At 36.9% G+C, this 25,066-nt stretch carries 19 protein-coding genes; 14 read left to right on the top strand and 5 right to left on the bottom strand.

The annotated features are described in order from the left end of the window. The first annotated feature begins 93 nt into the window (after window positions 1-93). Genes IGJ27_RS10915 through IGJ27_RS10905 form a run of 3 tightly spaced genes read left to right on the top strand, consistent with a single transcriptional unit; the run spans window position 94 to window position 7,565 of the window. Window positions 94-1,221: an exonuclease SbcCD subunit D gene (locus IGJ27_RS10915; protein WP_010737095.1), complete on the top strand. Its 1,128-nt coding sequence runs from the start codon at window positions 94-96 to the stop codon at window positions 1,219-1,221. Then, window positions 1,221-4,355: an SbcC/MukB-like Walker B domain-containing protein gene (locus IGJ27_RS10910; protein ID WP_178306385.1), complete on the top strand. Its 3,135-nt coding sequence runs from the start codon at window positions 1,221-1,223 to the stop codon at window positions 4,353-4,355. Before IGJ27_RS10915 ends, IGJ27_RS10910 begins: the two co-directional genes overlap by 1 nt. 15 nt (window positions 4,356-4,370) lie before the next feature. After that, on the top strand, window positions 4,371-7,565 hold the full coding sequence (locus IGJ27_RS10905) for a DEAD/DEAH box helicase (protein WP_178306386.1): 3,195 nt from the start codon (window positions 4,371-4,373) through the stop codon (window positions 7,563-7,565). 119 nt (window positions 7,566-7,684) lie between these two features. Here the strand turns inward: IGJ27_RS10905 and IGJ27_RS10900 are convergent, their stop codons facing one another. Then, complete coding sequence (locus tag IGJ27_RS10900; protein ID WP_010720866.1) at window positions 7,685-8,392, bottom strand: HAD family hydrolase; 708 nt, start codon at window positions 8,390-8,392, stop codon at window positions 7,685-7,687. 778 nt (window positions 8,393-9,170) lie between these two features. Here IGJ27_RS10900 and spxA point away from each other — a divergent pair. The 5 genes from spxA (at window position 9,171) to IGJ27_RS10875 (ending at window position 14,652) form a co-directional block, all read left to right on the top strand. After that, window positions 9,171-9,569, top strand: a complete 399-nt coding sequence (spxA, locus tag IGJ27_RS10895; RefSeq protein ID WP_002296384.1) for a transcriptional regulator SpxA — start codon at window positions 9,171-9,173, stop codon at window positions 9,567-9,569. A 390-nt stretch (window positions 9,570-9,959) separates the two neighbouring features. After that, window positions 9,960-10,607, top strand: coding sequence for an adaptor protein MecA (locus IGJ27_RS10890; RefSeq protein ID WP_010720865.1), 648 nt, complete (start codon window positions 9,960-9,962; stop codon window positions 10,605-10,607). A 101-nt stretch (window positions 10,608-10,708) separates the two neighbouring features. Beyond that, the gene (locus IGJ27_RS10885) at window positions 10,709-11,704 is read left to right on the top strand and encodes a competence protein CoiA (protein WP_178306387.1); all 996 of its coding nucleotides are present in this window, start codon (window positions 10,709-10,711) and stop codon (window positions 11,702-11,704) included. Between the two features lie 123 nt (window positions 11,705-11,827). Then, window positions 11,828-13,642, top strand: coding sequence for an oligoendopeptidase F (pepF, locus tag IGJ27_RS10880; protein WP_178306388.1), 1,815 nt, complete (start codon window positions 11,828-11,830; stop codon window positions 13,640-13,642). 542 nt (window positions 13,643-14,184) lie between these two features. Then, window positions 14,185-14,652: a DUF4809 family protein gene (locus tag IGJ27_RS10875; protein ID WP_010720861.1), complete on the top strand. Its 468-nt coding sequence runs from the start codon at window positions 14,185-14,187 to the stop codon at window positions 14,650-14,652. A gap of 221 nt (window positions 14,653-14,873) precedes the next feature. On the opposite strand, the gene IGJ27_RS10870 is transcribed toward IGJ27_RS10875, so the two are convergent. The 3 genes from IGJ27_RS10870 to IGJ27_RS10860 are packed head-to-tail and all read right to left on the bottom strand — an operon-like array spanning window position 14,874 to window position 18,571. After that, window positions 14,874-16,061, bottom strand: coding sequence for a galactokinase (locus IGJ27_RS10870; RefSeq protein WP_096708737.1), 1,188 nt, complete (start codon window positions 16,059-16,061; stop codon window positions 14,874-14,876). Between the two features lie 2 nt (window positions 16,062-16,063). After that, window positions 16,064-17,098, bottom strand: coding sequence for an aldose epimerase family protein (locus tag IGJ27_RS10865; protein ID WP_178306389.1), 1,035 nt, complete (start codon window positions 17,096-17,098; stop codon window positions 16,064-16,066). A gap of 15 nt (window positions 17,099-17,113) precedes the next feature. Beyond that, on the bottom strand, window positions 17,114-18,571 hold the full coding sequence (locus tag IGJ27_RS10860; RefSeq protein WP_034699920.1) for a glycoside-pentoside-hexuronide (GPH):cation symporter: 1,458 nt from the start codon (window positions 18,569-18,571) through the stop codon (window positions 17,114-17,116). A gap of 194 nt (window positions 18,572-18,765) precedes the next feature. Here IGJ27_RS10860 and IGJ27_RS10855 point away from each other — a divergent pair, with 194 nt between their 5' ends. The 4 genes from IGJ27_RS10855 to IGJ27_RS10840 all read left to right on the top strand — a co-directional run bounded on the left by IGJ27_RS10855 (window position 18,766) and on the right by IGJ27_RS10840 (window position 21,596). Continuing rightward, window positions 18,766-19,671: an AraC family transcriptional regulator gene (locus tag IGJ27_RS10855; protein WP_178306390.1), complete on the top strand. Its 906-nt coding sequence runs from the start codon at window positions 18,766-18,768 to the stop codon at window positions 19,669-19,671. A gap of 77 nt (window positions 19,672-19,748) precedes the next feature. After that, the gene (locus IGJ27_RS10850; protein WP_178306391.1) at window positions 19,749-20,420 is read left to right on the top strand and encodes an NAD(P)H-dependent oxidoreductase; all 672 of its coding nucleotides are present in this window, start codon (window positions 19,749-19,751) and stop codon (window positions 20,418-20,420) included. Between the two features lies 1 nt (window position 20,421). Continuing rightward, window positions 20,422-20,592, top strand: a complete 171-nt coding sequence (locus tag IGJ27_RS10845; RefSeq protein ID WP_178306392.1) for a hypothetical protein — start codon at window positions 20,422-20,424, stop codon at window positions 20,590-20,592. Window positions 20,593-20,705: 113 nt separating this feature from the next. Continuing rightward, entirely contained in the window at window positions 20,706-21,596 is an 891-nt protein-coding gene (locus tag IGJ27_RS10840) for a LysM peptidoglycan-binding domain-containing protein (RefSeq protein WP_161652040.1), read from the top strand. Window positions 21,597-21,828: 232 nt separating this feature from the next. Here the strand turns inward: IGJ27_RS10840 and IGJ27_RS10835 are convergent, their stop codons facing one another. After that, on the bottom strand, window positions 21,829-23,202 hold the full coding sequence (locus IGJ27_RS10835) for an amino acid permease (RefSeq protein ID WP_010737111.1): 1,374 nt from the start codon (window positions 23,200-23,202) through the stop codon (window positions 21,829-21,831). Window positions 23,203-23,448: 246 nt separating this feature from the next. Between IGJ27_RS10835 and IGJ27_RS10830 the strand changes: the two genes are divergently transcribed. After that, complete coding sequence (locus IGJ27_RS10830; protein ID WP_178306393.1) at window positions 23,449-24,195, top strand: metal ABC transporter ATP-binding protein; 747 nt, start codon at window positions 23,449-23,451, stop codon at window positions 24,193-24,195. Beyond that, window positions 24,192-25,043, top strand: a complete 852-nt coding sequence (locus IGJ27_RS10825) for a metal ABC transporter permease (protein ID WP_178306394.1) — start codon at window positions 24,192-24,194, stop codon at window positions 25,041-25,043. The genes IGJ27_RS10830 and IGJ27_RS10825 overlap by 4 nt, the downstream gene beginning before the upstream one ends. Window positions 25,044-25,066 lie beyond the last annotated feature (23 nt).

Raw genomic sequence — 25,066 nt, 5'->3', positions numbered from 1 at the left:
TTGCCTATTTGTTTTAGTCCGTAATGATCCTAGGTATCATGTAATGAGGGGAAGTGTTATAATAATTAGAAGGACATTTTTTGAGGTGATGAGATGCGTTTTTTACATACAGCTGATTGGCATATTGGAAAAAAACTACAAGGATACGATCGAATCAAGGAACAAGAGCATGTTTTAACCCAGATCTTAGCAATTGCAAAAGAAGAAAATGTTGATGCAATCGTGATTGCGGGAGATCTTTATGATCGAAGTGTTCCGTCAGTGGATGCCATTGAAGTGTTCAATCAATTGATGGTCGAATGGAATCTACGGGAAGGATTTCCGATTTTTGCGATATCCGGAAATCATGATAGCGGTATTCGTCTTTCGACAGGAACACCTTGGTTCAGTCAGTCCGATTATTATTTACAAACTAGATTGGCAGAAGCCTTTCAACCAATCATATTCAAGGATACGCAATTTTTCCTTTTGCCTTATTTTGAACCAATCTCAGCGAGGATATATTTTGAAGATGAGCAGATACGCACCATTCAACAAGCAATGGAAAAAGTCATTGAGAAAATGAAAACGCAGTTTGACTCAACGAAAAAACAAGTATTAGTGAGTCACTTTTTTGTGACCGGGAGTATGAAATCAGATTCAGAAACCAAAATTGAAGTAGGCGGATTAGATGCTGTTCCAGGAGATTTACTTGAACCATTTGATTATGTCGCATTAGGACACCTCCACAATCAAGCAGCATTGAATCAAAAAAATGCCCGTTACAGTGGGTCGCCTTTAAAATTTTCATTGTCAGAAATCAATCAAAAAAAAGGTGTTTGGATCGTAGATTTAGAAGAGGACGTCTCTTTGAATTTTCGAGAACTGACCCCGTTATATGATATTGAAGAAATAACAGCAAGTTTTAAAGAGCTGTTGAATCCAGATTTTTATCAGACGATCAATCGTGAAAATTATCTCCAAATTTATTTGGAAGATCGAACAATTATCCCTAACATGATGAATCAATTAAGAAAAATCTATCCACGGATACTTGGTGTGGAACGTTCAAACGGTCGAGTAGAACTGAAACAGGGAAAACAAAAAAAGATGATGACAAAGGATCCACATAAGATCGCACAAGGCTTTTTCAAAGAAATGACCAAGGAACAGTTGACGAACAAGCAGGAAATCTGGTTAAAAGAAACGCTACAAGAACTCACGGACAGGAATGATCAGTAATGAAACCCAAGAAATTACGACTAAAAAATTTTGGTCCTTTTATTGACGAGACAATTGATTTTGCGAAATTGACCGAAGCACCACTATTTTTGATTACTGGAAAAACAGGTGCAGGAAAAACGACTCTTTTTGATGGAATGACTTATGCATTGTTTGGTGAAACTTCTGGCAGAATCAGGACTGGTAAAGAAATGCGGTCTCTTTTTGCTACGCCTGAAGAAGAAACGTGTGTCTTTTTTTCATTTGAGCATCAGCGACTGAATTATGAGATTGAACGTAAGCCAGAACAACTCTTGGCCAAACGTAAAGGTGAAGGCAATCGAAAGCAAGCAGCAAAGGTTTCTTTGACGATCTTTGATGAAGCGGGCAAAGAAATGCGCCAATACACGAAACGTAGTGAAGTGGATCAATTAATCAAAGAATTAATGAATCTGGATGCGAAACAGTTTTCTCAGATCGTTTTACTACCTCAAGGAGAATTTCGTAATTTTTTAATTTCATCAAGTAGTGAGAAAGAAATTGTCTTACGTAATTTGTTTGGTACGCAATTTTTCCAACAACTTAATGAACAATTGAAAGAAAAAGCCAAAGAACATCAAAAAAAATTAGATCATCTTGAGCAAGAATTGAGTTTGCTGCAAAAACGGTTTATCCCTTTGGACACAGGAACGGTTCCTGAAACCTTAAGTTTTGATGCGTTATTCACTTATTGGCAGGCAGAGCAAACAACATTACAAGAAAGACTTCTCCAAGAAAAAAATAAACTGGTTCATTTACAAGAACAACAAAAGCAATTAGAAGATACCTATTATCATTCGCAAACATTGCAAACACGTCAGGAAGAAAAGCAAAAATTAGAGCAAAAATATGCAGAATTGATCCAGCAAGAAAGTGAAATCAATGAAATAAAACAATGGATTACTCATTATGAATTTGCTGAACGACTGGTCGATACGTTGACACGAAGCCAAGAATACCAGAAAGAACAAGCAGAACTGATTGATAAAGAACAGACTTGTTCTGAAACATTCGTTCAACAAGAACAAGCGTATGCACAGTGGCATAAAGATGAACCTGAAAGAAAAAATGCCCAACAAGAAATGGAACATGCAACGAATCGTTTGCAAGTCATGAAGTCATTGATCCCAATTGCGGAAGAATGGCAAAAAAAGCAAAATGAAAGTGAAGAGTTACAAAAGGCTAAGAAAAAAGCAGAAGAAAAAGAACAAAAAATTCTTCAAGAACAAGTCCAGTTAAAAGAAGAAGAACAAAGACTAGCCGAACAGCTGCTTGACCAAGATCGCTTGCACAGTGATCAATTGTGTTACGAACAACTTCGGCATGAGCAAGAAAAGTACCAAACTATCCTTACAGAAAATCACCAGAATACAGAACAGTTAAAAGTGAATCAAACCAAGTTGTCCGAACTGATCACGCAACTCCAAGCTCAACAAGTAATGTTAAGCAAACAAAATAATCAAGTTGATCTTTTAAAGAGTCAATGGGCAAGCCAACAAATTGCGAAGTTGCAATTGCTATTATTACCGGGGCAACCTTGTCCAGTTTGTGGGTCAACGGAGCATCCTAAACAACAAAATGAGCATGTATTGCCTAATCAAGAAGAATTTGTCCAACTGGAAGCAAACTTAGCCGAGGCAGAAACAAATCTTGAACAAATCAATCAAGAAATAGGACGTAGTGAAGCAGAAAAAGCACAAATAGAACAAAAAATAGCTGACTTGGAAAACTTCGGAACAGAAAAACAAGTAGAGATCCAAAAAAGCAAAGAACGATTACAACATTTGATCCAGCAATCGTTTAAATTTGCCATAGGAGATGATCCTCTTGTATCCTTAGAAAAAATCCAGCATGATTTGGCGTCGCGTGCAGAGGCCATCACACAGGCAAAAATCGCTACTCAAACACTAACTGAACGTTTAAGTCTTATAGAAGATCAGCGAAAGAAGATCACCGAACAAATCAGCCAAAACAAAGAAGAGCTCCAACAAGTACAAGGGGAGCTTGTTACCTTGACGAAACAGTTAGAAGGACAAAATACTCAGACTTTGATTGAGGATGTCAACCAATTAGAAGAAAATGTTGCGATGAAAGCCCAATGGTTAGCAGAAGAAAAAACAAAAGAACTTCGTTTTTCTCAAGAAATCAGTTTGTTAAAAGCGCAAATGGCTAATATTCATGAGCAACAGGCAAAAATTGAAAATAAAATTCAGCGTATCCAAGAGCAAATTTCAGCAAAAATAAAAGAGCAAGCTTACTTTAAAGAAGCAGATGAGGTATTGACATTTGCTAAACAAACAGTTGAATACCAAGAGAAGAGTCAACTGGTCAACGAATATGAGAAAGAACGATTAATCGTTGAAGACCGCTTAAGCCAGTTGAACCATTTTGCTTTAGCTGAAACACTTCCTGATTTAGAACAATTGGAGCAACAACTAGATGAGCTAAAAGCTGCGGTTCAAACACAACAGGAACATTGTTATCACTTGCAAGAGCAAGAACAGCAGAATCAGCAAATCATCGAAGAATTTTCTTCGATTTATCAAGCGAGTCAAGAACAATTAGATGAATTGATCCAACTACAACAATTATCGCAAACGATGAATGGGGAAAACCCTAGAAAAACCAGCTTGGAAAGATACGTACTACAAGTGTATTTACAAGAAGTACTACAAGTGGCAAATGTGCGATTGCAACGTCTGACGAAAAATCGTTACCAATTTGAGCTTGCAGATGAAGTGGGAAGTTACCGTGGGAAAACAGGGTTGGAGATCAATATCTATGATGATGAAGCAGGTCTGACACGTGGGGCTCATACGCTATCTGGTGGTGAAAGTTTTATTGCAGCTTTATCCTTAGCGTTGGCTTTAGCTGAAGTGATCCAGACACAAGCCGGTGGTGTGTTGATCGAAGCGTTATTCATTGATGAAGGATTTGGATCGTTAGATGAAGAAGCACTTGAAATGGCGATTGAAGCATTAGAAACAATTGAAAGTGAAGGCCGTATGATCGGGATCATCAGCCATGTGAGAGAATTAAAAGAACGAGTAGTACAACAAATCAGAATCGAAACAGAAGGTAGCGGACAAAGTAAAGTACGCTATCATCTTGGATAAGAGGGGGATTAACTGATGAAATGGAGCATTCCAGAAAAAGTCATTGCAAGAGGACGTCAATATCTGCAAGAAGGACGGGTATTATCGGTTGTCCCTGACCAAGAAGAAAAAGTTTGGCATGCGGAAGTTTTAGGCAGCGAATTGTATATGGTCGATTTAGATGGGACAGCCAAAGAAGTCGATTTCTGCCAATGCCCTTATTGGGAAGAACATCATTATTGTAAGCATACAGTGGCAGTGGAACTATACTTGCGTTCTAAGAATCTTTCACGAATAATCAAGGCAGATCAACCAGCGTTAGAACCCGTCAAAAAAAGTAGCGAAGGTGAGATTTTAACGAAAGGTTTTTCAAGATTAACTGTCAAAAACCATTCACCACGGATGCAACCATTAATTGTGGAATATCAAGTAGAAACGATTGAGACCAATCATTATCATCCGGAATTAGCTATTTTAGCCGTTTATTTGCGGATTGGCTATTTAGATCAGCCAAAGAAAACGTATATCGTTAAAAACATTTTTGATTTTTTACATTCCTATATGGAAAATGAACGTTACACTGTGAATAAACAATACCAGTTCCATCTAGATCAACGAGCTTTTCAAGGAGAAGATCAAGTAATCTTAAAAACGTTAGCTGAGTGTGCCCAAACGCAACTTCTTTTAGGTGCAAACGGCCTACAAGTCAAAGGGAAATTAGATAAACGTTATTTGTTATTACCGATCGAACAAGCAAAAACATTGTTAGAACAGATGAACCAAACGACAAAACTCCAAATGAAGATCGGAGAAGTGAATTATCAAGGGGTTCGATTTTCTGATAATGAGCCTTCCTTAGAATTTGAAGTAACAAAAAAAGAAGAGGCCTATCAATTAAGCGCACTGAATGACTTTGAGTTGTTCTTTACTCATTATCAATGGGGAATGATCCAAGGAACTTTTTATTCATTAACAAAACGTCAACAAGCAGTCTATTTAACTTGGAAACAGCTTATGAGAAGATTTGAGAAACCCGAAGTATTGTTTCTTAAGCAAGAACTATCCTCATTATTCAAAGAAATCATTCCATTGCTATCTGAAATTGGTCAAGTCAGCATAGCGGATGAAGTGAAAGCAGAAGTTGCTGACGTGCCAGTGGAATTTATTTTCTTCTTTAGAAAATCGAAAGGCAAGATCCAGGCTCGTGTTGATTTTGTCTATGATGAAGTCGTTTTTTCAACAGATAAAAAACATGAAGTTATTGCTGAAAATGCTTCTGAAGTGTTAAGAGACAAAGCCCAAGAACAACGTGTATTAGACTTGTTCAAAATGTATCGCTACCAACGAAATGATACAGGCTATGAACGTTTATTGCCAACAGGAGAAGAGTTGTATACTTTTTTCCGTACGGAGTTAGCCGTTTTTCGTCAGTTTGGTGAGGTCCGCCTTGGGAAAAAACTTCGGGAATTGTATTTAGATGCACATCGACATCAACCGAAGATCGAAGTGGAAGAAACCAGTTCATGGTTAGATATTCGTTTTGATGTGACTGGGATTGAGGAACAAGAAATCAATCAGGTCTTACAAAGTTTGTTGCGAAATGATGCTTTCTATACGTTAGAAAATGGGCAAGTACTGTCCTTTGATTCCGAAGAGTTTCAGCAAACAAGCCAAATCTTGCAACAATTCCGTGAATCGATCCGTTCAGAATCTGGAACGATCCATGTGCCTAAAAACCAAGGATTGATCATTCAAGATAAGTTAGCAGGAAGTTCAGCAACTTTTGGTGACTCCTATCAAAAAATGATCCAAGATCTAATACAACCTGAACAATATCAAGTATCCTTGCCAGCAGGTCTACAAGCTGAATTGCGTGATTACCAAAAACAAGGATTTCGATGGTTGAAAATGCTGGGAAATTACCAGTTTGGCGGAATTTTAGCAGATGAAATGGGTCTAGGAAAAACCCTTCAGACAATTGCCTATTTGCTTTCAGAAAAAGAAGAAAAAGGCGAACTCTCTGCTTTGATCGTCGCTCCTGCTAGTTTGATCTATAACTGGCAAGCAGAAGTGAAAAAATTTGCTCCTTCTTTGAGCATCCAAGTAATCAACGGGAATAAAAAGGAACGAGAAGAACTATTAGCTCGTAAGGCAGATATCAGAGTCACTTCTTATGCTAGTTTAAGACAAGATTTAGCAGATTATCAAAAACATGCGATTAATTATTTGATCCTTGATGAGGCTCAGATGGTTAAAAATAGTAGTACTAAAACAGCTCAAGCGCTACGAGAATTAAGCGTACCGCAACGTTTTGCCTTAAGCGGGACGCCAATTGAGAATAATTTAGAAGAACTATGGTCGCTCTTTGCGACGATTATGCCGGGATTTTTCCCGAATAAGACCCGCTTTAGAGAGCTGGCACCTGAAGAAATTGCCCGAATGATTCGTCCATTTGTGTTACGAAGGGATAAGCAAACCGTGTTAAGCGATCTGCCAGAAAAAACCGAGATGAATCTTTATTCTGCATTGACAGAAGAGCAAAAAACCGTGTACTTGGCTTATTTACGTCAGATGCGAGAAGAGATTTCTACTATGGACTCAGAAGCTTTTAAAAAGAATCGCATCGGTATTCTAGCTGGTTTGACACGATTACGCCAAATTTGCTGTGATCCAAGATTATTCTTGGAGAATTATGAAGGTGGCTCAGGAAAGCTAGAACAAGTCAAAGATCTACTGGTCGCAGCCAAAGAAAACAATCGGCGGGTTCTGTTGTTTTCTCAATTTACAGGTATGTTGACCATCTTACAAGAAGAACTAGCAGAATTAGGAATTTCTACTTTTTACTTAAGAGGAAGCACCAAACCGCAAGATCGTTTAACGATGGTAGATGCATTCAATGAAGGAGAACGAGATGTCTTTTTGATTTCATTGAAAGCTGGCGGAACCGGACTCAACTTAACGGGAGCAGACACGGTAATTCTGTATGATTTATGGTGGAATCCAGCCATTGAAGAACAAGCGGCAGGACGTGCGCACCGTATCGGACAAAAAAATGTGGTCGAAGTTTGGCGCATGATTGCAGAAGGAACGATTGAAGAGCGGATGGATTCGTTACAACAAGAAAAAAGAGAGTTATTCCAAAAAGTCATCCAAGGAAATGAAGACCAATTAACCAAATTAACGGAAGATGATATCCGGATGATTCTGAGTGTCGGAGACCTGGAAGACTAAAAATTTTGAAACAAAAAATAATTAAATCTTAAGACTCAATAATAAAAAACTCTCGAAACAAGATTATGTTTCGAGAGTTTTTTAGTTATTTGTTTTGCTAGGAGCTGTGCATGGATGCTTTAGCTGAAAATTACTTTCATCGTTTCTAATAATTGATCAAATGAGGTGATTTCGATGTCACAGTTCAATGGACCATCAACTTTTCGTTCACGATGGTTAAACCAAAGCGCTTGCCAACCAGCTCTTTTAGCACCTAATACGTCATTGTCGTAGTTATCGCCTACATATAGAGTTTCTTCTGCAGTTAGATTGAAACGTTCTTCAGCAAGTTGAAAAATCTCTTTTTCTGGTTTCTGAAATCCTGTTGCTTGCGAAACGATCATATGCTGTGAAGGAATCCAGTTTGCTAATTGAAGTTGATTCAATTTTTTTGTTTGATGATCGGTGGGACCATTGGTAATGATTCCGAGAGGGATATTCATTTCAGTCAAGAAGTCCAATGTTTTCTTTACTTCCTCATGAAGACAGATATTATCTAATTCTTCTTCATAAACTTGTTGGAAATAAAGACCTTCTTCTTCAGTAATATGTGGATAATCTAAGTCTTTTAGTGATTGGCTGATTCGATGTGCACGCATATACTCCAAGGTCCATTTTCCTGCCATCACTTTAGGGAAATTTTCATCACTGTGATGACGGAACCGGAGATATAATGGTCCCATATCTATATCTGAAACAAGCGGCACTACTTTTTTTACCGCATTTCTAAATGGCTGTTGTTGATCGTACATCGTATCATCAACGTCAAAAACAACTGACTTAATCAAATTCTACACGCCTTTCGGTTTTCATCATTTTTTTCATAAATCCTCGACTATTGTATCAGAAAAATACCGGTTAAAACGTTGTTAAATAAAGGTTTTTATTACTATATTTCGCTTTTCTTGACAGAATAAGCTTTTTAAGTTTCAGTTTTTTTCACTAAAATAGTAAAATTGAATATCATTTGATTATCTGATGAATAAATTAATCCTCAATGAAACGAAATTCTGACTAATTTTAATAGAATAATCCTATTTTACTTGATAAAGAATGTTTTTTTTAATACAGAAAAACGAAAATGATTAAAATATAAAATAACACTTAGTGATGACGATAAGGCGTTTTGTAGTGATTTTCATTTTATAACCATTGTAATATAAAAGGGTGCTTAATTAGCGGACAAAATAAGGGTTAGGTTCAATTAAAAGGACTGTTGTAATAGCAAACAAAATAAAGCAGACAGAAATAAAAAACATAATTTTTTCAAAGAAACCGTTTTTTTGTGGGGTGAGTAATAAAATAATAGTACAACTTTAAAGCCTGTTTCAATGGCAGGTTATATTTGAATTAAATTTGAAAACTCTCATTTTTTAATTGCTAACTAAACGTAAAGTGTTGGTTTTACGGAATATAAATCTTAGATAACTTTCATTTTTTTGATAAAATATTATGAAAAAAGCTAGCTATTTAAAAGTTGATTATGTATAATAGAAACAGATGGAAGATTATAATGATCTTCTGTTACAAAAAAGTGACATTAGTCATGAAAAGGAGTGGTGCACGTTGTTAACACTATATACTTCCCCAAGTTGTACTTCCTGTAGAAAGGCCCGTGCGTGGTTACAAGAACATCAAATTCCATTTGTTGAACGAAATATCTTTTCTGAACCATTAAATAGTTCAGAATTAAAGGCAATCTTACAAATGACTGAAGATGGCACAGAAGAAATTATTTCAACACGTTCAAAAGTTTTCCAAAAACTAAACATGGATCTTGATGATTTACCATTGCAAGAACTGTTAGAACTCGTTCAAAATAACCCTGGATTGTTGCGTCGTCCGATTATGATCGATGACAAACGCCTACAAGTTGGTTTCAATGAAGATGAAATCCGTCGTTTCTTACCACGTGATGTACGTCAATTGGAATTGCGTCAAGCACAATTAATGGCTGGATTATAGAAAATAAACGTTAACTTAGAAAAACTATTTTTGTAGTTTTTCTAAGTTTTTTTTTTTACCAGAATAGAAAGTACATATAACTAGATGTAACATGCAAAGGAATTTTACTCTTTGGGTGGTAGCGAGATTTGAGAAGACCAAAATACTTGGTATCAAAAATTCGATTTATTGTTAAGGATTACTTTTTGAATGCCGTTTATTCGTTCTCGCATTAGGAGTGGCTTTTTGTCCTAAGCTCTTTTTTACGTTTAGCTAAGTGAAAAAAATGATGTCAAGGTTAAATTAAAAACTTATTTTGATTTTAAATGGTAATTTTTTTTCTTTACATTTAAGCTTATTTCGCTACAATGAAGTTATATTGATAGTTGTGGAAAAGTGAGGTGTAGCCAGATGGAAATGGAACATATTAATGAAAATACGATCCGAGTAATGATCGGTCATGAAGATTTAGAAGAGCGAGGCGTCTCATTTTTAGACTTGCTTGGTAACCATAGAGAGATCGAAAATTTTTTCTACAGTATTTTAGAAGAAGTTGATATTGAAGATGAGTTCCGCAGTAGCGAAGCTGTTACATTTCAAGTGCTTCCTAAAGGAGACGGGTTAGAACTTTTTATTAGTAAAAACTTACCGAATGAAGAAATGCTCCAAGAAGACGAAGACTCTTTAGATTCTGATGATGTAACTGAATTTATCCAGCAACAAATCTTAAATAATGAAGAAGAAACGACTGAACGCATTTCCGATGAAACAGAACACCAAGCGATTTTTGCTTTTGAAGACTTTGAACAAATGATTCAACTAGCCAATGATGTCGAGTTGGAATCAGCCTGGACAGATTTGTATTTACTAGATGGTATCTACTATTTAGCCGTACATTTTTGGATGGAAGATTTAAACCAAACAGATGTCGCTAATGAAGTAGCTCGAATTTTAGAGTTTGCAGAAAGAAGCGATCGGACCATTGAAACATTGAACGAATATGCGCAATTACTTATGGAACGAAATGCTTTGGAACGTACAAAATTTTATTTTGCTTAAGCAGCAAATAATCAAAGAAACAATTTGAAGAATCTGATCAATGAAAATGATCAGGTTCTTTTTTTTGACGTATTTTCTTTTAGAAGGGGGGCAGCTAATTTATGATGGTTGCAATCGATAAACATGGAAAAAGATTTCTGGCTACAACATGTACGAAACGGCAAAGTCTTTTCTGCCCAGCTTGTAAGGAACCAGTGATATTAAAAACTGGGCAGCAAAAAACAGCACATTTTGCTCACAAAAATTTACAGGATTGTTTTGGTTTTAGTGAGAAAGAAACAACGGAGCATCTCCAACTCAAAAAATATTTTTTTGAGTGGTGTAGACAATTTGTTACTCATCCGCCTGTCTTAGAAGCCTATTTACCAGCCCTTCGACAAAGACCAGATATCCTTTGCGGGGATCTAGCCATAGAAATTCAGTGTTCAGTTCTCGCTTATGAACGGATGAAAGAACGAACAAAAGGATATCTAAGCAAAAACTATCGTGTTTGGTGGATCTTAGGCTCTGCTTTTTTCAAAAATGATCGTTTAAAAACGAGAGAAAAGTACTTTTGTATGTACAATGACACCATGGGTACTCATTTATGGAAAATCGATTGGCTGGAAAAAAGATTATATTTGTTTTATCATTTGGCAGAATTATTTTCTGGAACAGTAACCTATGAAACAATCAGCTGGCCTTTCTTTAGTGAATCTCCTGTAAGTCTATTAGAAAAACAGTGGGAGAATCAAAATCGGCAAAAAGTTTTTACTAATGTTGGCTGTCAAAAATGGTTACAAAAAAAGTTATACTATCGTCAGTCTAAATACGTTCATTTACAAAAACAATTCTATCTTAGAAAAAAACATTTACTTTATTTATCTCCGTGGATGTACGCAGAAAGTCGATTTTTTTTTATTTTCAAGAAAAAGTTTTCTTTTATCGTCTTTTATTTGAAGAAATCATCAGTGAACAAGCAGGCAGAAGCAAACAATGGAAGTATCTCAATTGGCTCCAAAAAATTGAACCAAATAAAACAACTTGGCTTTATCCAGTGGTTGATAAGAAAAAGATTTTCCGATTACTTTACCAGGAGTGTGAGGAGATATTCTTGATGTCAAACAGAAATAAATTATGATACACTAATTAAGAGTAGCTGATTTTAGTAGGCTTATTCATTTTTCTATTTTCAATATGAATTAGAAAAAAAGAGTGAAAACAATAAAGGAGTGTATTAAATGAGTGAAACGACCCAATTACCAAAACGAGAAGAATTGCCTGAAGAACTGACTTGGGATCTCACCAAAATCTTTTCTAGCGATCAAGAATTTGATGAAAAATACCAAGAATTAACAGAAGAATTAAAAAATTCCGATCAATATAAAGGAACATTAGCAAAGGGTGCGACAGAATTTCTGAATGCGCTTGAATTTGTTTTAGATGTTTACCGAAAAGTGGAACTCATTTATGTCTATGCTCATTTAAAAAATGACCAAGATACAGCAAATACGACTTATCAAGCGTTATATGCGAGAGCAGGAAGTTTATTTTCTAAAGTAAGTGAAGCAGTCTCTTGGTATGAACCAGAAGTCCTTCAACTTTCGGATGAGCAGATTTGGCAGTATTTTGAGCAAGAGCCGAAGTTAGAACTGTATCGTCATTACGTAAAACAAATGGTGGACAATCGTGCGCATATATTATCTGCAGAACAAGAATCATTACTAGCTGGAGCAGGAGAAATTTTTGGCGCTTCCAGTGATACATTTGCTGTTTTAAACAATGCCGATCTAGAGTTTCCTACGATCGTGGGAGAAGATGGGAAAAAAATCCAGCTTTCTCATGGTGTCTATGGTCAATTGATGGAAAGCACAGATCGTACAGTTAGAGAAGCTGCATTCAAAGGGCTTTATAGTGTCTATGATCAATTTAAAAATACGTTTGCTTCAACTTTGAGTACCCATATCAAAGGGCACAATTACAAAGCAAAAATTCGCCACTATCATTCTGCTAGAGAAGCTTCTTTGAGCAACAATCATATCCCAGAAAGTGTTTATGATACATTGATTGAAGTAGTCAATAAAAATCTTCCGCTATTGCATCGCTATATGGAATTACGCAAACGTCTTTTAAATGTAGAAAAACTGCATATGTATGATCTATATACACCAGTATTAGGAGAAGCTCCTATCAAGTTCACTTACGAAGAAGCGAAACAGAAAGCTTTGGAAGCTTTGGCACCAATGGGGGAAGAATATCTGTCAGTGGTAGAAAAAGCTTTTGCTGACCGTTGGATCGATGTGGTCGAAAATAAAGGGAAACGAAGTGGCGCTTATTCTTCAGGAAGCTATGATACCAATCCTTATATTTTAATGAACTGGCATGATACGTTGGATCAATTATTTACGCTCGTACATGAAATGGGACATAGTGTGCATAGTTACTTTACTCGTTCAAATCAACCGTTTGTTTACGGTGATTATTCCATTTTCTTAGCAGAGATTGCTTCAACAACTAATGAAAATATTTTGACAGAATACTTGCTTGAAACTGAACAAGATCCACGTGTTCGTGCATATGTCTTGAATCATTATCTTGATGGATTCAAAGGAACGATTTTCAGACAAACACAATTTGCAGAATTTGAGCATTTCATGCATGAAGAAGATGCCAAAGGTGTACCTTTGACCAGTGAATATCTAAGCGACAGTTATGGGGAATTGAATGCCAAATATTATGGATCAGCGGTAGAAAAAGATCCGGAAATCAAATATGAATGGTCTCGTATCCCACATTTCTACTATAATTATTATGTTTATCAATATGCAACAGGATTTTCAGCTGCCTCTGCTTTGGCGCAGAAAATTTGGGGTCAAGAGCCAGATGCTCTAGAAAAATACCTTACTTATTTGAAATCAGGAAATAGTGATTACCCAGTTGAAGTCATGAAAAAAGCAGGCGTCGACATGACAAAAGCTGATTATATCGAATCAGCTATGACTAAGTTTGAACAACGATTAAATGAATTAGAGGAACTAGTTGAAAAATTGTCATAAGTGTTCGAGACAAGCATGCGTTGATTATCAAGAGATAGCTTCTGTTTCTTTTATCTGATCTAAATAGCTGAAACCCACAAAAGTCCTATGTGGATTTCTGTGGGTTTTAGTTATTTACCTCATAATTAAAATAAATAAGAGCATTTTATTTTTTTATAGTTGCTTGTTTATATTGACGTAAATTTTATTTTTTCTTATGCTATAGAAAATAATTTGTCTGATAGATGTTGGGGATGCCTATCAATACTTCTAAAAATACATAGATGGTATTCAAGTGTCAACTCTATGAAATAAGCCGAAATTTTTCTTATTGTCAGAGAAGTTGCACAATATTTTTGTACCATACACATTCAAAAAAGAAATGGAAGGATGAATATGTCTTTTTGGGGATTTGAACAAGAGTCAGATGAAGTAGTGTTAACTTATGTCAATTGTCATGTACGTTGTCTGCGAGAAGCTGCTCGCTTGGAAATGAAGAAAAGAAGAGCAAAGAACGCGAAGAATAAAAAACAGAGCTATAATAGGAAGAAGGTGTCCCAGAAATGATGGAAGTACAAATCACTAGAAAAAGTGAGTTAACAGAAGGTGGTTGTAATGCCTGTGGTATCGTAGATGCTGCGATCTATTCGCTGCAATTAGGAACGAAAACAGCAATCATCGCTGATTTGACTGTGGGTTCGTTAGTTGATAGTCTAGCACTACTAGAAGGATATGAAGGTGAGGACATCTATGAAATGTTAGGAGAAGTTCGCCAGTTGAGTAGAGCGGGCAAGACGATCAATGTTTCTGAAGAATTAGGGAATGTGACTTTTTGTACAGCTGATCAGCAACTGACCGTCAAAAATAGGATGGAGCGTCCAGCTTTATTTGAGCAAGTGAATCAGATCCTTCAACAGTTTTTTGAATTAGGACCATACAAATTTAAAGAAATAGCCACTGTACCAAAACATGATCCTGAATGGCAAAAACGAATCGAAGATCAAACGGATCATGCGTATTTATTTCAATAATAGTAGATGTTTTATTGAAATGGATATGGTGAGAAAATTAGCTGCAAAAAGACCGACCGCCAAAAGTTGTTTAAATGAACTTTTGACGGTCGGTCTTTATTTTGACACTTATTTTCAGGTAGCATTTCATGTTTATTTGTTTTTTTGAAAAGTGACGATCTTAATTTTGCTTTATTCTTTTGAAACGTAACGTTGAACTACCTTACATTTCTTTCATTGGATTAAGCTGAAACACTTTCTTCCATAATCTTTGTAGTACCATTGCCGATGTGTGCCACATAAAATTCTGGGGCGTAGCCAACGACGTCTAAGTATTCATCATAGACCTTGTTTTTAAAGTTAGGGATATTTTCTTCTTTGACTAATGCGATCGCACAGCCACCGAAGCCAGCTCCTGTCATACGGGCGCCTAGAACACCTTCTTGTTTTTGAGCTGCATCGACTAATGTATCAAGCTCGATACCAGTTACTTCATAATCATGTCTCAACGAATCGTGTGAAGCATTTAATAATTGACCAAAAGCAGCCAAGTTTCCTTGTACCAGTTCAGCTTTAGCTTCTAATGTTCGTTGGTTTTCAGTAACTGCATGACGAGCACGACGAATCAATGTGTCATCACCAATCAAATCAATGTTTGCTTCAAATGTTTCTTCGTCTAAATCACCTAATGCTTGAATAGCTAATTTTTGTTGGAGACGTTTTAGTGCTTCTTCACATTCACTACGTCGTTCATTATATTTAGAATCAGCTAATTCACGACGTTTATTTGTATTCATGATTACTACTGCATAGCCATCTAATTTTACTGGAACCATTTCATATTTTAACGTATTTGTATCAAGTAGAATAGCTTTGTCTAATTCGCCAAAGCCAATCGCAAATTGGTCCATGATCCCCGAGTTGACACCGATAAATTCATTTTCTACTTTTTTACCAATTTGAACTAATTCAAGTCGATCAATGGATAAATGGAATAAGTCTTCTAAGGCAACACCGACTAACAATTCTAAGGAAGCGCTACTTGAAAGTCCTGCACCGTTCGGGATCGTCCCTTCAACTAAGAGTTCAAAACCATGTCCAATTGGGTAGCCTGCTTCGTTTAGTTTAACGATCATACCTTTGACATAGTTTGCCCATCCTGCTTGTTTGTCGTAATCAAGTTGGTCTAAAGTAAAGCTGATGACACCGTCGTCTTCAAAGTTTGTTGAGTAGACCAATACTTTATTATCCTCACGAGGTGCGGCAACTCCTTGTGTGCCATAAGTGATGGAGGCAGGGAAAACATGACCACCGTTATAATCTGTATGTTCACCAATCAAGTTGATTCTGCCTGGAGAAAAATATTGTGTGGTTTTTTTAGGTCCAAAGATTTCTGCGAATTTTGTATTTAAACTGCGTTTGATTTCCATAGTTAGATATCCTCTCTTGTGTCGATTTTAAATTCTGTAGTTGTTTCAAATGGTGTGTGTGCTGCTAAATGAATATTTCCAAAAGCTGGATACTGTTCTGCTCCGGGAGCGATTTGAGTCTCAAACGTGATACCACCGTGGTTGGCTAGTTTCTTTCCATGCATTTCTGGGGTATCTTGCCCAAAGTTAGCAGTGAAGATCACGACACTAGGTGAATCGGTCATGATGCTTACTTTGATTTGTTCATCGGGACTTAATAAATAAGCCGATACATGATTCATATCTGGGTTATTTAAAAAGAAAGGATGATCGATCCCATCAACAAGTTGTTTTTGTTCAAATTGACTAGTAAAGACGGTGGCTAATTTTTGAGGTGTTTGAAAATCAAAAGGTGTTTGAGCAACACTCGCTTTTTCGCCAGTTGGTATACTATCAGGTCGTAATGGAGCGAAAGACTCACTGTCTAGCCAAAGTGTATGTTGATCAATTGATTCTTCTACATCGCCACTTAAATTGAAATACACGTGGTTGGTCGGATTGAAAAGCGTATCCTGATCACTGATTGCTTGCGTTCTAACACGCCAAATGTTGTCTTCTGTCAAAGTATAACAAACTTCTACGGATAGATTTCCAGGAAAACCATGTTCTCCGTCGGGACTGGTAGTAGTAAATGTGACTGAGCTTTCTTCGTCTGTTTCACTTAGTTGATACGTCCATTTTTTCTGTTCAAATCCTGGTGTACCTCCATGAAGTGAATGCCCTGTCTGAGGATCGACACTCAATTGATAGGTTTGATCATTCAAAGAAAATTGTCCTTTTTCAATCCTACCTGCTGTTCGTCCGATCGTTGCTCCGATATAGGCATCTTTTGTCAAATATTCTTGTGCGGAGTCAAACCCTAAAATTAATTCCCGATCATTAGCAGTTAGTTGAACGATCCGTGCACCTAAGTCAGTGACGGCTAATTTAAGTCCGTGAGTATTGGATAATGTGATCAAATGGTACCCCTGACCAAAGTCTTTTTCTGTAATCGTCATAATATAATTCCTTTCTTAATGTTGTGGAATGATAAAGTCATCTTCTAATTCAGATGCGAGTTCTTCATGTGAAGCTAATTTATTTTCTAGTTCTTTGACGATTTGCGCATGTTTTTTCTCTGTCAAAGTGATCTTCCAAGCAAAAATGATGGCAGAAAAGAACATCAATGCTGCAGGAACATAAAATGCATACGCTTTAAAAGTCATGATCCCATGATTGGTAATATCAGCAGCAGAAGCATTTCCAGTCATACCAGCTGCGATTGCGACAAACCCAACGATCCCATTAGATAAAGCACCTGCAATTTTATCGAGCAGTGGGCGAATCGATAAAGTCACAGCTTCGTTACGAATCCCATTTTTCCATTGTCCATATTCCACAGAATCAGTGATTGTCATCAAGGCAGATAAAAAGATCAACTGTTGTGGGAAGTAAAATAAAACAAGACCAACGATCACGATCGGTAAGCTGGTGCCTGCGATAGAGAAGAAGAAGTAAGAACTGATCATCATCGCAATACCGCCGATATAGACATAGCGTCTAGAAATCAATCGTGTCAAAGCAGGGAATAAAGGCACAGCAACTAGTCCAAGCAAAGCTGCCACTAAACCGACAATCCAGAATTGAGTTGGTTGACCTAAGACATATTTGAAAAAGTAGAATAAAACGGCAGTTGTTGCTACATTGGCAATAGCATAAGCAATATAAGAAAGTGCTAACCACATTAATTGGTCATTTTGGGCAATTGCTTTGAAGACATCTTTGATACTTGCTTTTTCATTTTGTTGACGAATCGCCGTGTCGACTTCTTTTGTTCCTAAAGCTGTAATAATTGCAGTTCCTCCAGAGATCACAGCGGTAATCACACCGAACCAGAACCAACCTGAAGCGCCTTCAACATGATGAGCAGTAACTAAATAAGTGAAAAATGTGACGATTGGTACGACGACCAAAGTGGTCCCGTTTGCTCCTAAGGAAGAACCGAATCGAGCAAAAGTCGCGAATTTTTCTCTTTCTTTGGTTTCAGTACTTAAAGCTGGAATCATTGACCAAAAAGCAATATCTTTAAATGAATAAAAACTATCTAATAATACAAAAACAATGGTAAAAAGGATGATAAACAAAGTTGTATTGTGAGTAGCAAGGCCAAAGAAATTAGTAAAAAGAAAAATCAAAAGGAATGAACTAACTAAACCACCAATGACCAGCCATGGTTTAAATTTTCCATATTTTGTCCGAGTATTATCAATAATCCCGCCAATCAATGGATCGAAAACGATTTCAATCAAACGAATACCAACGACTAAACTGGTCACCGTAGCGATCATTCGAGCAGTAGTTGCTTTATCTGTACCTGCAAACATCTCGCTTGTTACAAAAACCATAAAATAAGTGCTGAGAGTAACATAAAAAGTATCATGACCGAATGCGCCTAAAGCATAAGAAACCCGTTGTATCATTTTGTTCTTCATAGTATCTAATCCCTTCTTTGTTAAATATACAATAAAAAGTTAACCGGTTACAATAAATAAAAAAAGTTCTTTTTCTACTATTGACTTTATCAAGAAAACGCTTCCTGATGAATATATTTTTGTGACTAATATTTAACTTTTTGTTGCACGTTGTAGAACAAGAAGAGTAAAGTAAAAACAAAGGAGTGAGAGCGATGGAGCAAGCAATATTTTTAAAAAAAGAACGTCAAGAATTAGTTAAAGGGTGTTATTTTGACTTTTGTGGATTTTCAAAAACTTTGCCATATCATTCTTTCGGTCCAGCAATCAGACAAGATTATGTGTTACATGTCGTGATGGAAGGTAAAGGAACTTACCATGTGAAAGAACAGCAATATCAATTGCAAAAAGGGGATCTGTTTTTGATCCGGCCAGGGGATTCTACTTTTTATTTAGCAGATGGTGAAGAGCCTTGGGTCTATTGTTGGTTGTCTTTTGGTGGGCCATTAGCGAAAGAGATCATTGAACGTTCCTTATTCAAAGAAGATCAGTATACAATGGTTTCTGCAGGTATTTCGGCATATATAGATATTATTTTGGACTGTCTTCATTATTCACAAGACGGTTTAGCAGATGAATTAGAATTGACGGCTTTGACTTATCGCTTTTTATCCGTATTACTAAAAGATGGCGGGAAAATCGGTTTGGGAAATCAAAAAGTCTCTTCGCCACTAGCAATCGAAACAGTGAAGTATATTGAAGAACACTATCCAGAAAATTTAACAGTAGAGGAAATTGCTCGACAACTGTCAGTCAACCGGAGTCATCTATCAAGAGTCTTTAAAAATCAATTAGGAACGAGTATTAAAGAATATTTGATTGGCGTGCGAATCAACCGAGCAGCATTTTTATTATCGTTGACTGATGATTCAGTGGAGAGTATTGCTTATCAAGTTGGTTTTAATAGTTTAGTTGTATTTAGCCGAATGTTCAAAAAGACAACTGGAGAAACAGCAACAAATTATCGGAAACGGATGAAAAATGAAGCGTCCAAAAACCTTTCATTAGGTGCTTTGAAGAAAGAATTAGAAGAACAAGAGATTGTTTCCTGGTCTACCTAACCATAAGGCAGGAGACTAATGACATTTTGTGTTCTGTGCTAAACTAGGAAATAGCAAGAATGAAGAGGAGTCAAGAAATGAGAACTTTGATTATCGTTAGTCATCCTACGATTGAGACATCATTGAACCAACAGTTTTTCAAAGAAGCAACTGAAAATTTAACGGTTACTTGGCATCATTTGGAAAAACATTATCCAGATTGGACGATTGATCGTGATACAGAACTTGAATTATTAAAAACACATGACCGGATCATCTTCCAATTCCCTTTGTATTGGTATAGTGCGCCAGCTCATTTAAAACTATGGGAGGACACTGTATTGGAACACGCTGACGAATTTCTTAAAGGCAAAGAATTAGGGATTGTCGTAACAACTGGCGTTTCTGAAAAAGAATATCAAGCAGGCGGGAAAGAAGAATATACCATTTCTGAATTATTAAGACCGTATCAGCGGGTTGCCCACAAGTTTGAAATGACTTTTTTACCTCCATTTGTGATGGCGCAATTCATGTATCAAACAGAAGAAAAGCGTTGGGAGCGTTTAGTGGCGTATCAACAATACCTGACATTAGTAGGCAAACCGACCTTGATCAAGCGAATAAACTGGTTTATTGAGCGACTAAGCAGCAATCATTCTTTACAACAACTAGATCAGACTAAGCAAGCATTCTTAATCGACTATTTAGAGAATGAAAAAGAAGAGATTGAAGACCTCACATTTATCTTACAAGAATTAAAGGAGCAATAAAATGGCGGAAGAATGGTTTGTACGACAATTGGAAGAATTAAGTACATCGGTAGATTATGAAACAAAAGCTGTGTTGCATGAAACAAAAAAACTTTTACTGGAAATTTCAGAACGAAAAGTCCAATTACAAGGAGAAATCGATGGAGAATCCTGGAAACATCAAAAATGGTGAGTTTTGTTTATAAATAACACAGTTTAAAATGTTCAGAATGATGATTATTTGCTACAATGGGATTAAAGTAGGATTGAGAACGCTATTTTATATACTAATGGGTGGTGAAAGAAATGAACGAAGAAAACGAGCAAAGAGTCAATGTCCGAATGGCTCGTAGACAACAACAGAAAAAAGAAACGCAACGCCGATTGATCAAAATTGGTTCGGCTGTTGCTGTTTGCTTAGTCCTTCTAGGTGCTGTTACAGCTCTTTATTTTCATGGAAAGAATAGTTCGAGTGCAGAAAGCTCGGTCGCAAAAACAAGCGAAACTACCACAAAAAAAGCTTCTTCCACAACGAAACCAAAAAATAAAGAAACTGCAAGTTCGACTCAAGAATCGAAAACAGGCACACTGACGGATCAGTTACAAACGATTATGACAGATTATACAAAGAAATTGGAAGAACAAACACCTCGTTTGATCGAAGAATACCAAGCTGAGATTCAGAACAATCAAAACGGTGTGATGGGGTTGTCTGCGATTGCTAATCAAAAGGCTCGAGCGCTACAAGCTATTTCTGATGAAGGGATCAGCAAATTACAAGCAACGTATCAAGCAGCACCAACCAAAGAAGGCGTAGATCTTGCAAATTGGATCAACCAACTTTCAGCAGATTATACGGAACAAGTAGCTAAAATTTCTGATATCTATCTCCGAACAAGTGCTTCGGTACAAGCAGAAACGTCAAGCAGTCAAACAACTAGTGAAACGGAAACTAGTGTTTCTCAGACGACTGACTCAACGACACAATCTTCCAGTCAAGCTACCCAAGGAACCGAAGGACAGACAGCAAGTGCTACTTCAAATGAACAAGCTGCTACTACTGTCGTTCAACAAGGAGAAGGTCCAAACCAGATTGCAGAACGTACAGGGATACCAGTTGATAAGCTTTTATCATTGAATGGGATGACGATGGACAGCTATTTCTTCAGTCCTGGAGAAGTATTGAAATTGAATTAAGCCACTGACAAGATGCCTTGATCAGCAAAAATAAGCTAGCGACCAATCAATTGATTGGACACTAGCTTATTTTTTTGAATTGAAATGGTTTGTTTAAGTTCATCGTGAACTGAATAAAAGATATAGATAATAGTAAGATAGTGATACATAAATAATCGTAGAAATTTTTTTATTTTAGACCATAAAAAAGCAGGGTCCCATTTGATGGGGAGCCCTGCTTTTTTGATGAAGATTAGCGACTTTTCAGTCTTCGTTCACGTAGAAAATAATGAATCGTCATGTAGCACAAAAACACGAGACCAATAATCAATGGAATTCTTGTTTCTTGATTGATAAACATAAAAATCAAGACAATGGCTAAAAATAATAAAGTAAGATAATTGGTATAAGGTGATAATGGCATTTTAAATGGATGATCTCTCATTTCTTCTGGGTGTTGTTTTTTAAATTGGATCTCACTAAGTAAGATAACTACCCAAGGAACCATCCCCGGTAAAATACTGGAACTATAGACAAAAACGAAAATATTTTCTGCATGATTCACAAACAAAGGTAACAGGTAATTTAAAACTAGGCCAATCAATATCCCGCTAGAAATCGCTACGACTGGATAAAAAGGTACGCCATGACGGGTTAGTTTTAAAAATTTCCTCGACATTTTTCCATTGATTGCTAAGGTGTAGATCATTCGACTGGCACTGAAAATACCAGAATTACACCCAGATAAGGCAGCCGTCAAGACGACGAAATTGATCAATCCGGCAGCAAATGTGATCCCGATTTTAGAAAATGTTTGAACAAATGGGGAACCTATTGTGCCTAATTGATTCCATGGATAGATACTAACGATAATAAAAATAGCACCAATGTAAAAAATCAAGATTCGTCCAATAGTTGATTGAACAGCTTCAACGATCGTTTTTTTCGGATTTGCAGCTTCTCCAGCGGCCATTCCGATCAGCTCGATTCCTTGATAAGATGCAACAACAATGGATAGCGCAAAAAAGAAACCTTTTACTCCGCCGGTAAAGAAACCGCCGTTTTTCCAAAGATTAGAGATCCCGACTGCTTGGCCTTGATTTCCTAAGCCAAATAAGATGACACCTAGCCCTACCAGAATCATCAAAACGATCGTGCCGACTTTAATCATTGAAAACCAAAATTCTAGTTCACCAAAAGCTTTAACAGAAGCTAAGTTGGCAAGCATCAAAAAGAGGATGACAACAATCCCAGGAATGATTGTTGGCAGATGAGGCCACCAATAATTCATATATTCACCGACTGCAATGACTTCACTGATCCCGACAACAATAAACTGAAAGATGTTACTCCAAGCAGTTAAATAACCAGCGACAGGATGAAGATAATTACTAGCATAATTCGCAAAAGAACCCGTTGAAGGATCGACATAAAGCATTTCGCCAAGTGCTCGCATGATCAAATAAAGAAAGAGACCTGCGACAGCATAGGCAACCATTACTGAGGGACCTGTCCAACGAATGGTTGAGGAAGCACCCATAAACAATCCTACGCCGATCGTTCCTCCTAGTGCAATCATCTGAATGTGACGGGCACTAAGGCTTCGAGTTAATTTTTCTTCTTCCATACTAAAACTCCTTTCATTTTTGAGTAAAACAAGCAAATACGAATAAATGATAGACATTAATAACAAATAAATGGTCAATAAAGACAATTTGCTTTTAAAACTCTTGATGTGATTTTACAGAAAGTTCTCACAAATTGCGAGCCTTTCTTGTAAAAAAAATCATGCGGGATACTTGAAAATGCTTTCGTCTTTAGTTAAACTATAGTTAAATAAAAAGTTAGGTAAACCTAAAAAGGAGTGGAGAATGTGTCAGAAGCGATCATTAATATCCAGCAATTAACCGTTGCTTATCAAGGGAAGTTAGCGCTAAACGAAGTTGATGTAATGATCCAACCCAAAAAAATCACTGGGATCATCGGTCCAAATGGTGCGGGGAAATCAACTTTTATGAAAGCTATACTGGCTTTGATTCCCAAAGTATCTGGAGAAATTTCTTTTGGCGGTTCATTGCTAAAAGAAGCACGTAAAAAAATCGCTTATGTTGAACAACGAAATGAATTGGATCTCTCTTTTCCAATTGATGTGTTAGGTGTGGTCTTATTGGGGACTTATCCATCATTAAGGTTGGGACAACGTCCGGGAAAAAAAGAAAAAGAACGAGCACAGCAAGCATTAGAAAAAGTCGGTATGGCTTCGTATGGGAAGCGACAAATAAGCGAATTGTCGGGTGGACAGTTACAACGTGTTTTTATTGCCCGCGCATTGGCGCAACAAGCAGAATGGATTTTTCTTGATGAGCCATTTGTGGGGATTGATGCCGTAAGTGAGAAAAAAATTTTTTCAATATTGAAAGAATTAAAAGCAGCAGGTAAAACGATCATCATTGTTCATCACGACTTGCACAAAGTAACAGAATATTTTGATGAAGTGATTTTATTGAATCAGCAATTGATCGCTGCCGGACCTATTGCAACGACATTTACTTCAGAAAATCTGAAGATTGCTTATGGTGAAGTGATCGGGCAATTAGTGAAAGGAGCAAAAGAAAAATGATCCAATCGTTTATTGAAGGAATGATGAACTACCAGTTTTTACAATATGCATTGTTCACATCAATGCTCGTTGGTTTGGCTTCCGGGGTGATCGGATCTTTTATCATCTTACGAGGGATGTCGTTGATGGGAGATGCTATTTCACATGCGGTCTTACCAGGAGTAGCAATTTCCTACATGTTTGGCTTTAGTTATATTTTAGGTGCAACGGTCTTCGGCATGTTGACGGCAGGGCTCATTGGTTTTGTCACCCAACGAAGTCGATTAAAAAATGATACAGCAATCGGTATCGTCTTTAGTTCATTCTTTGCATTAGGAGTCATTTTGATTTCTTTTGCCCAAAGTGCTACGGATCTGTACCATATATTATTTGGAAATGTGTTAGCGGTGAGAGAAAGCGACCTGCAGATGACGGCGATCGTTAGCGGTATTGTGTTATTGTTTGTGTTCATTTTCTATAAAGAACTCAAAATTACTTCTTTTGATCCGATGATGGCTAAAGCTTATGGGCTAAATATTACCTTGATCCACTATTTGCTCATGTTTTTCCTGACGTTAGTCGCAGTGGTTAGTTTACAGACAGTAGGGACGATCTTAGTGATTGCGATGTTGATCACACCAGCTGCTACAGCTTATCTATTAACGAATAGTTTAGTGAAAATGATTGCTATCTCATCAACAGTTGGTGTATTAAGTGCAATCTTGGGGGTATTTTTTAGTTATAGCTATAACTGGCCTTCCGGTGCAACCATCGTTTTAGCTTGCGCGCTATTCTTTCTGTTGGCATTTTGCTTTTCACCTTCTAAGGGAATCTTTTTTGCTCATAAACGAGTCATAAAAAACGAGTAAAAAGAATGATCATGTAAAACAAA

Origin of the sequence: Enterococcus sp. DIV1726a (assembly GCF_051710985.1) — a bacterium.
Lineage (GTDB): Bacteria > Bacillota > Bacilli > Lactobacillales > Enterococcaceae > Enterococcus_B > Enterococcus_B hirae.
This window is presented reverse-complemented; position numbering and strand designations above follow the sequence as displayed.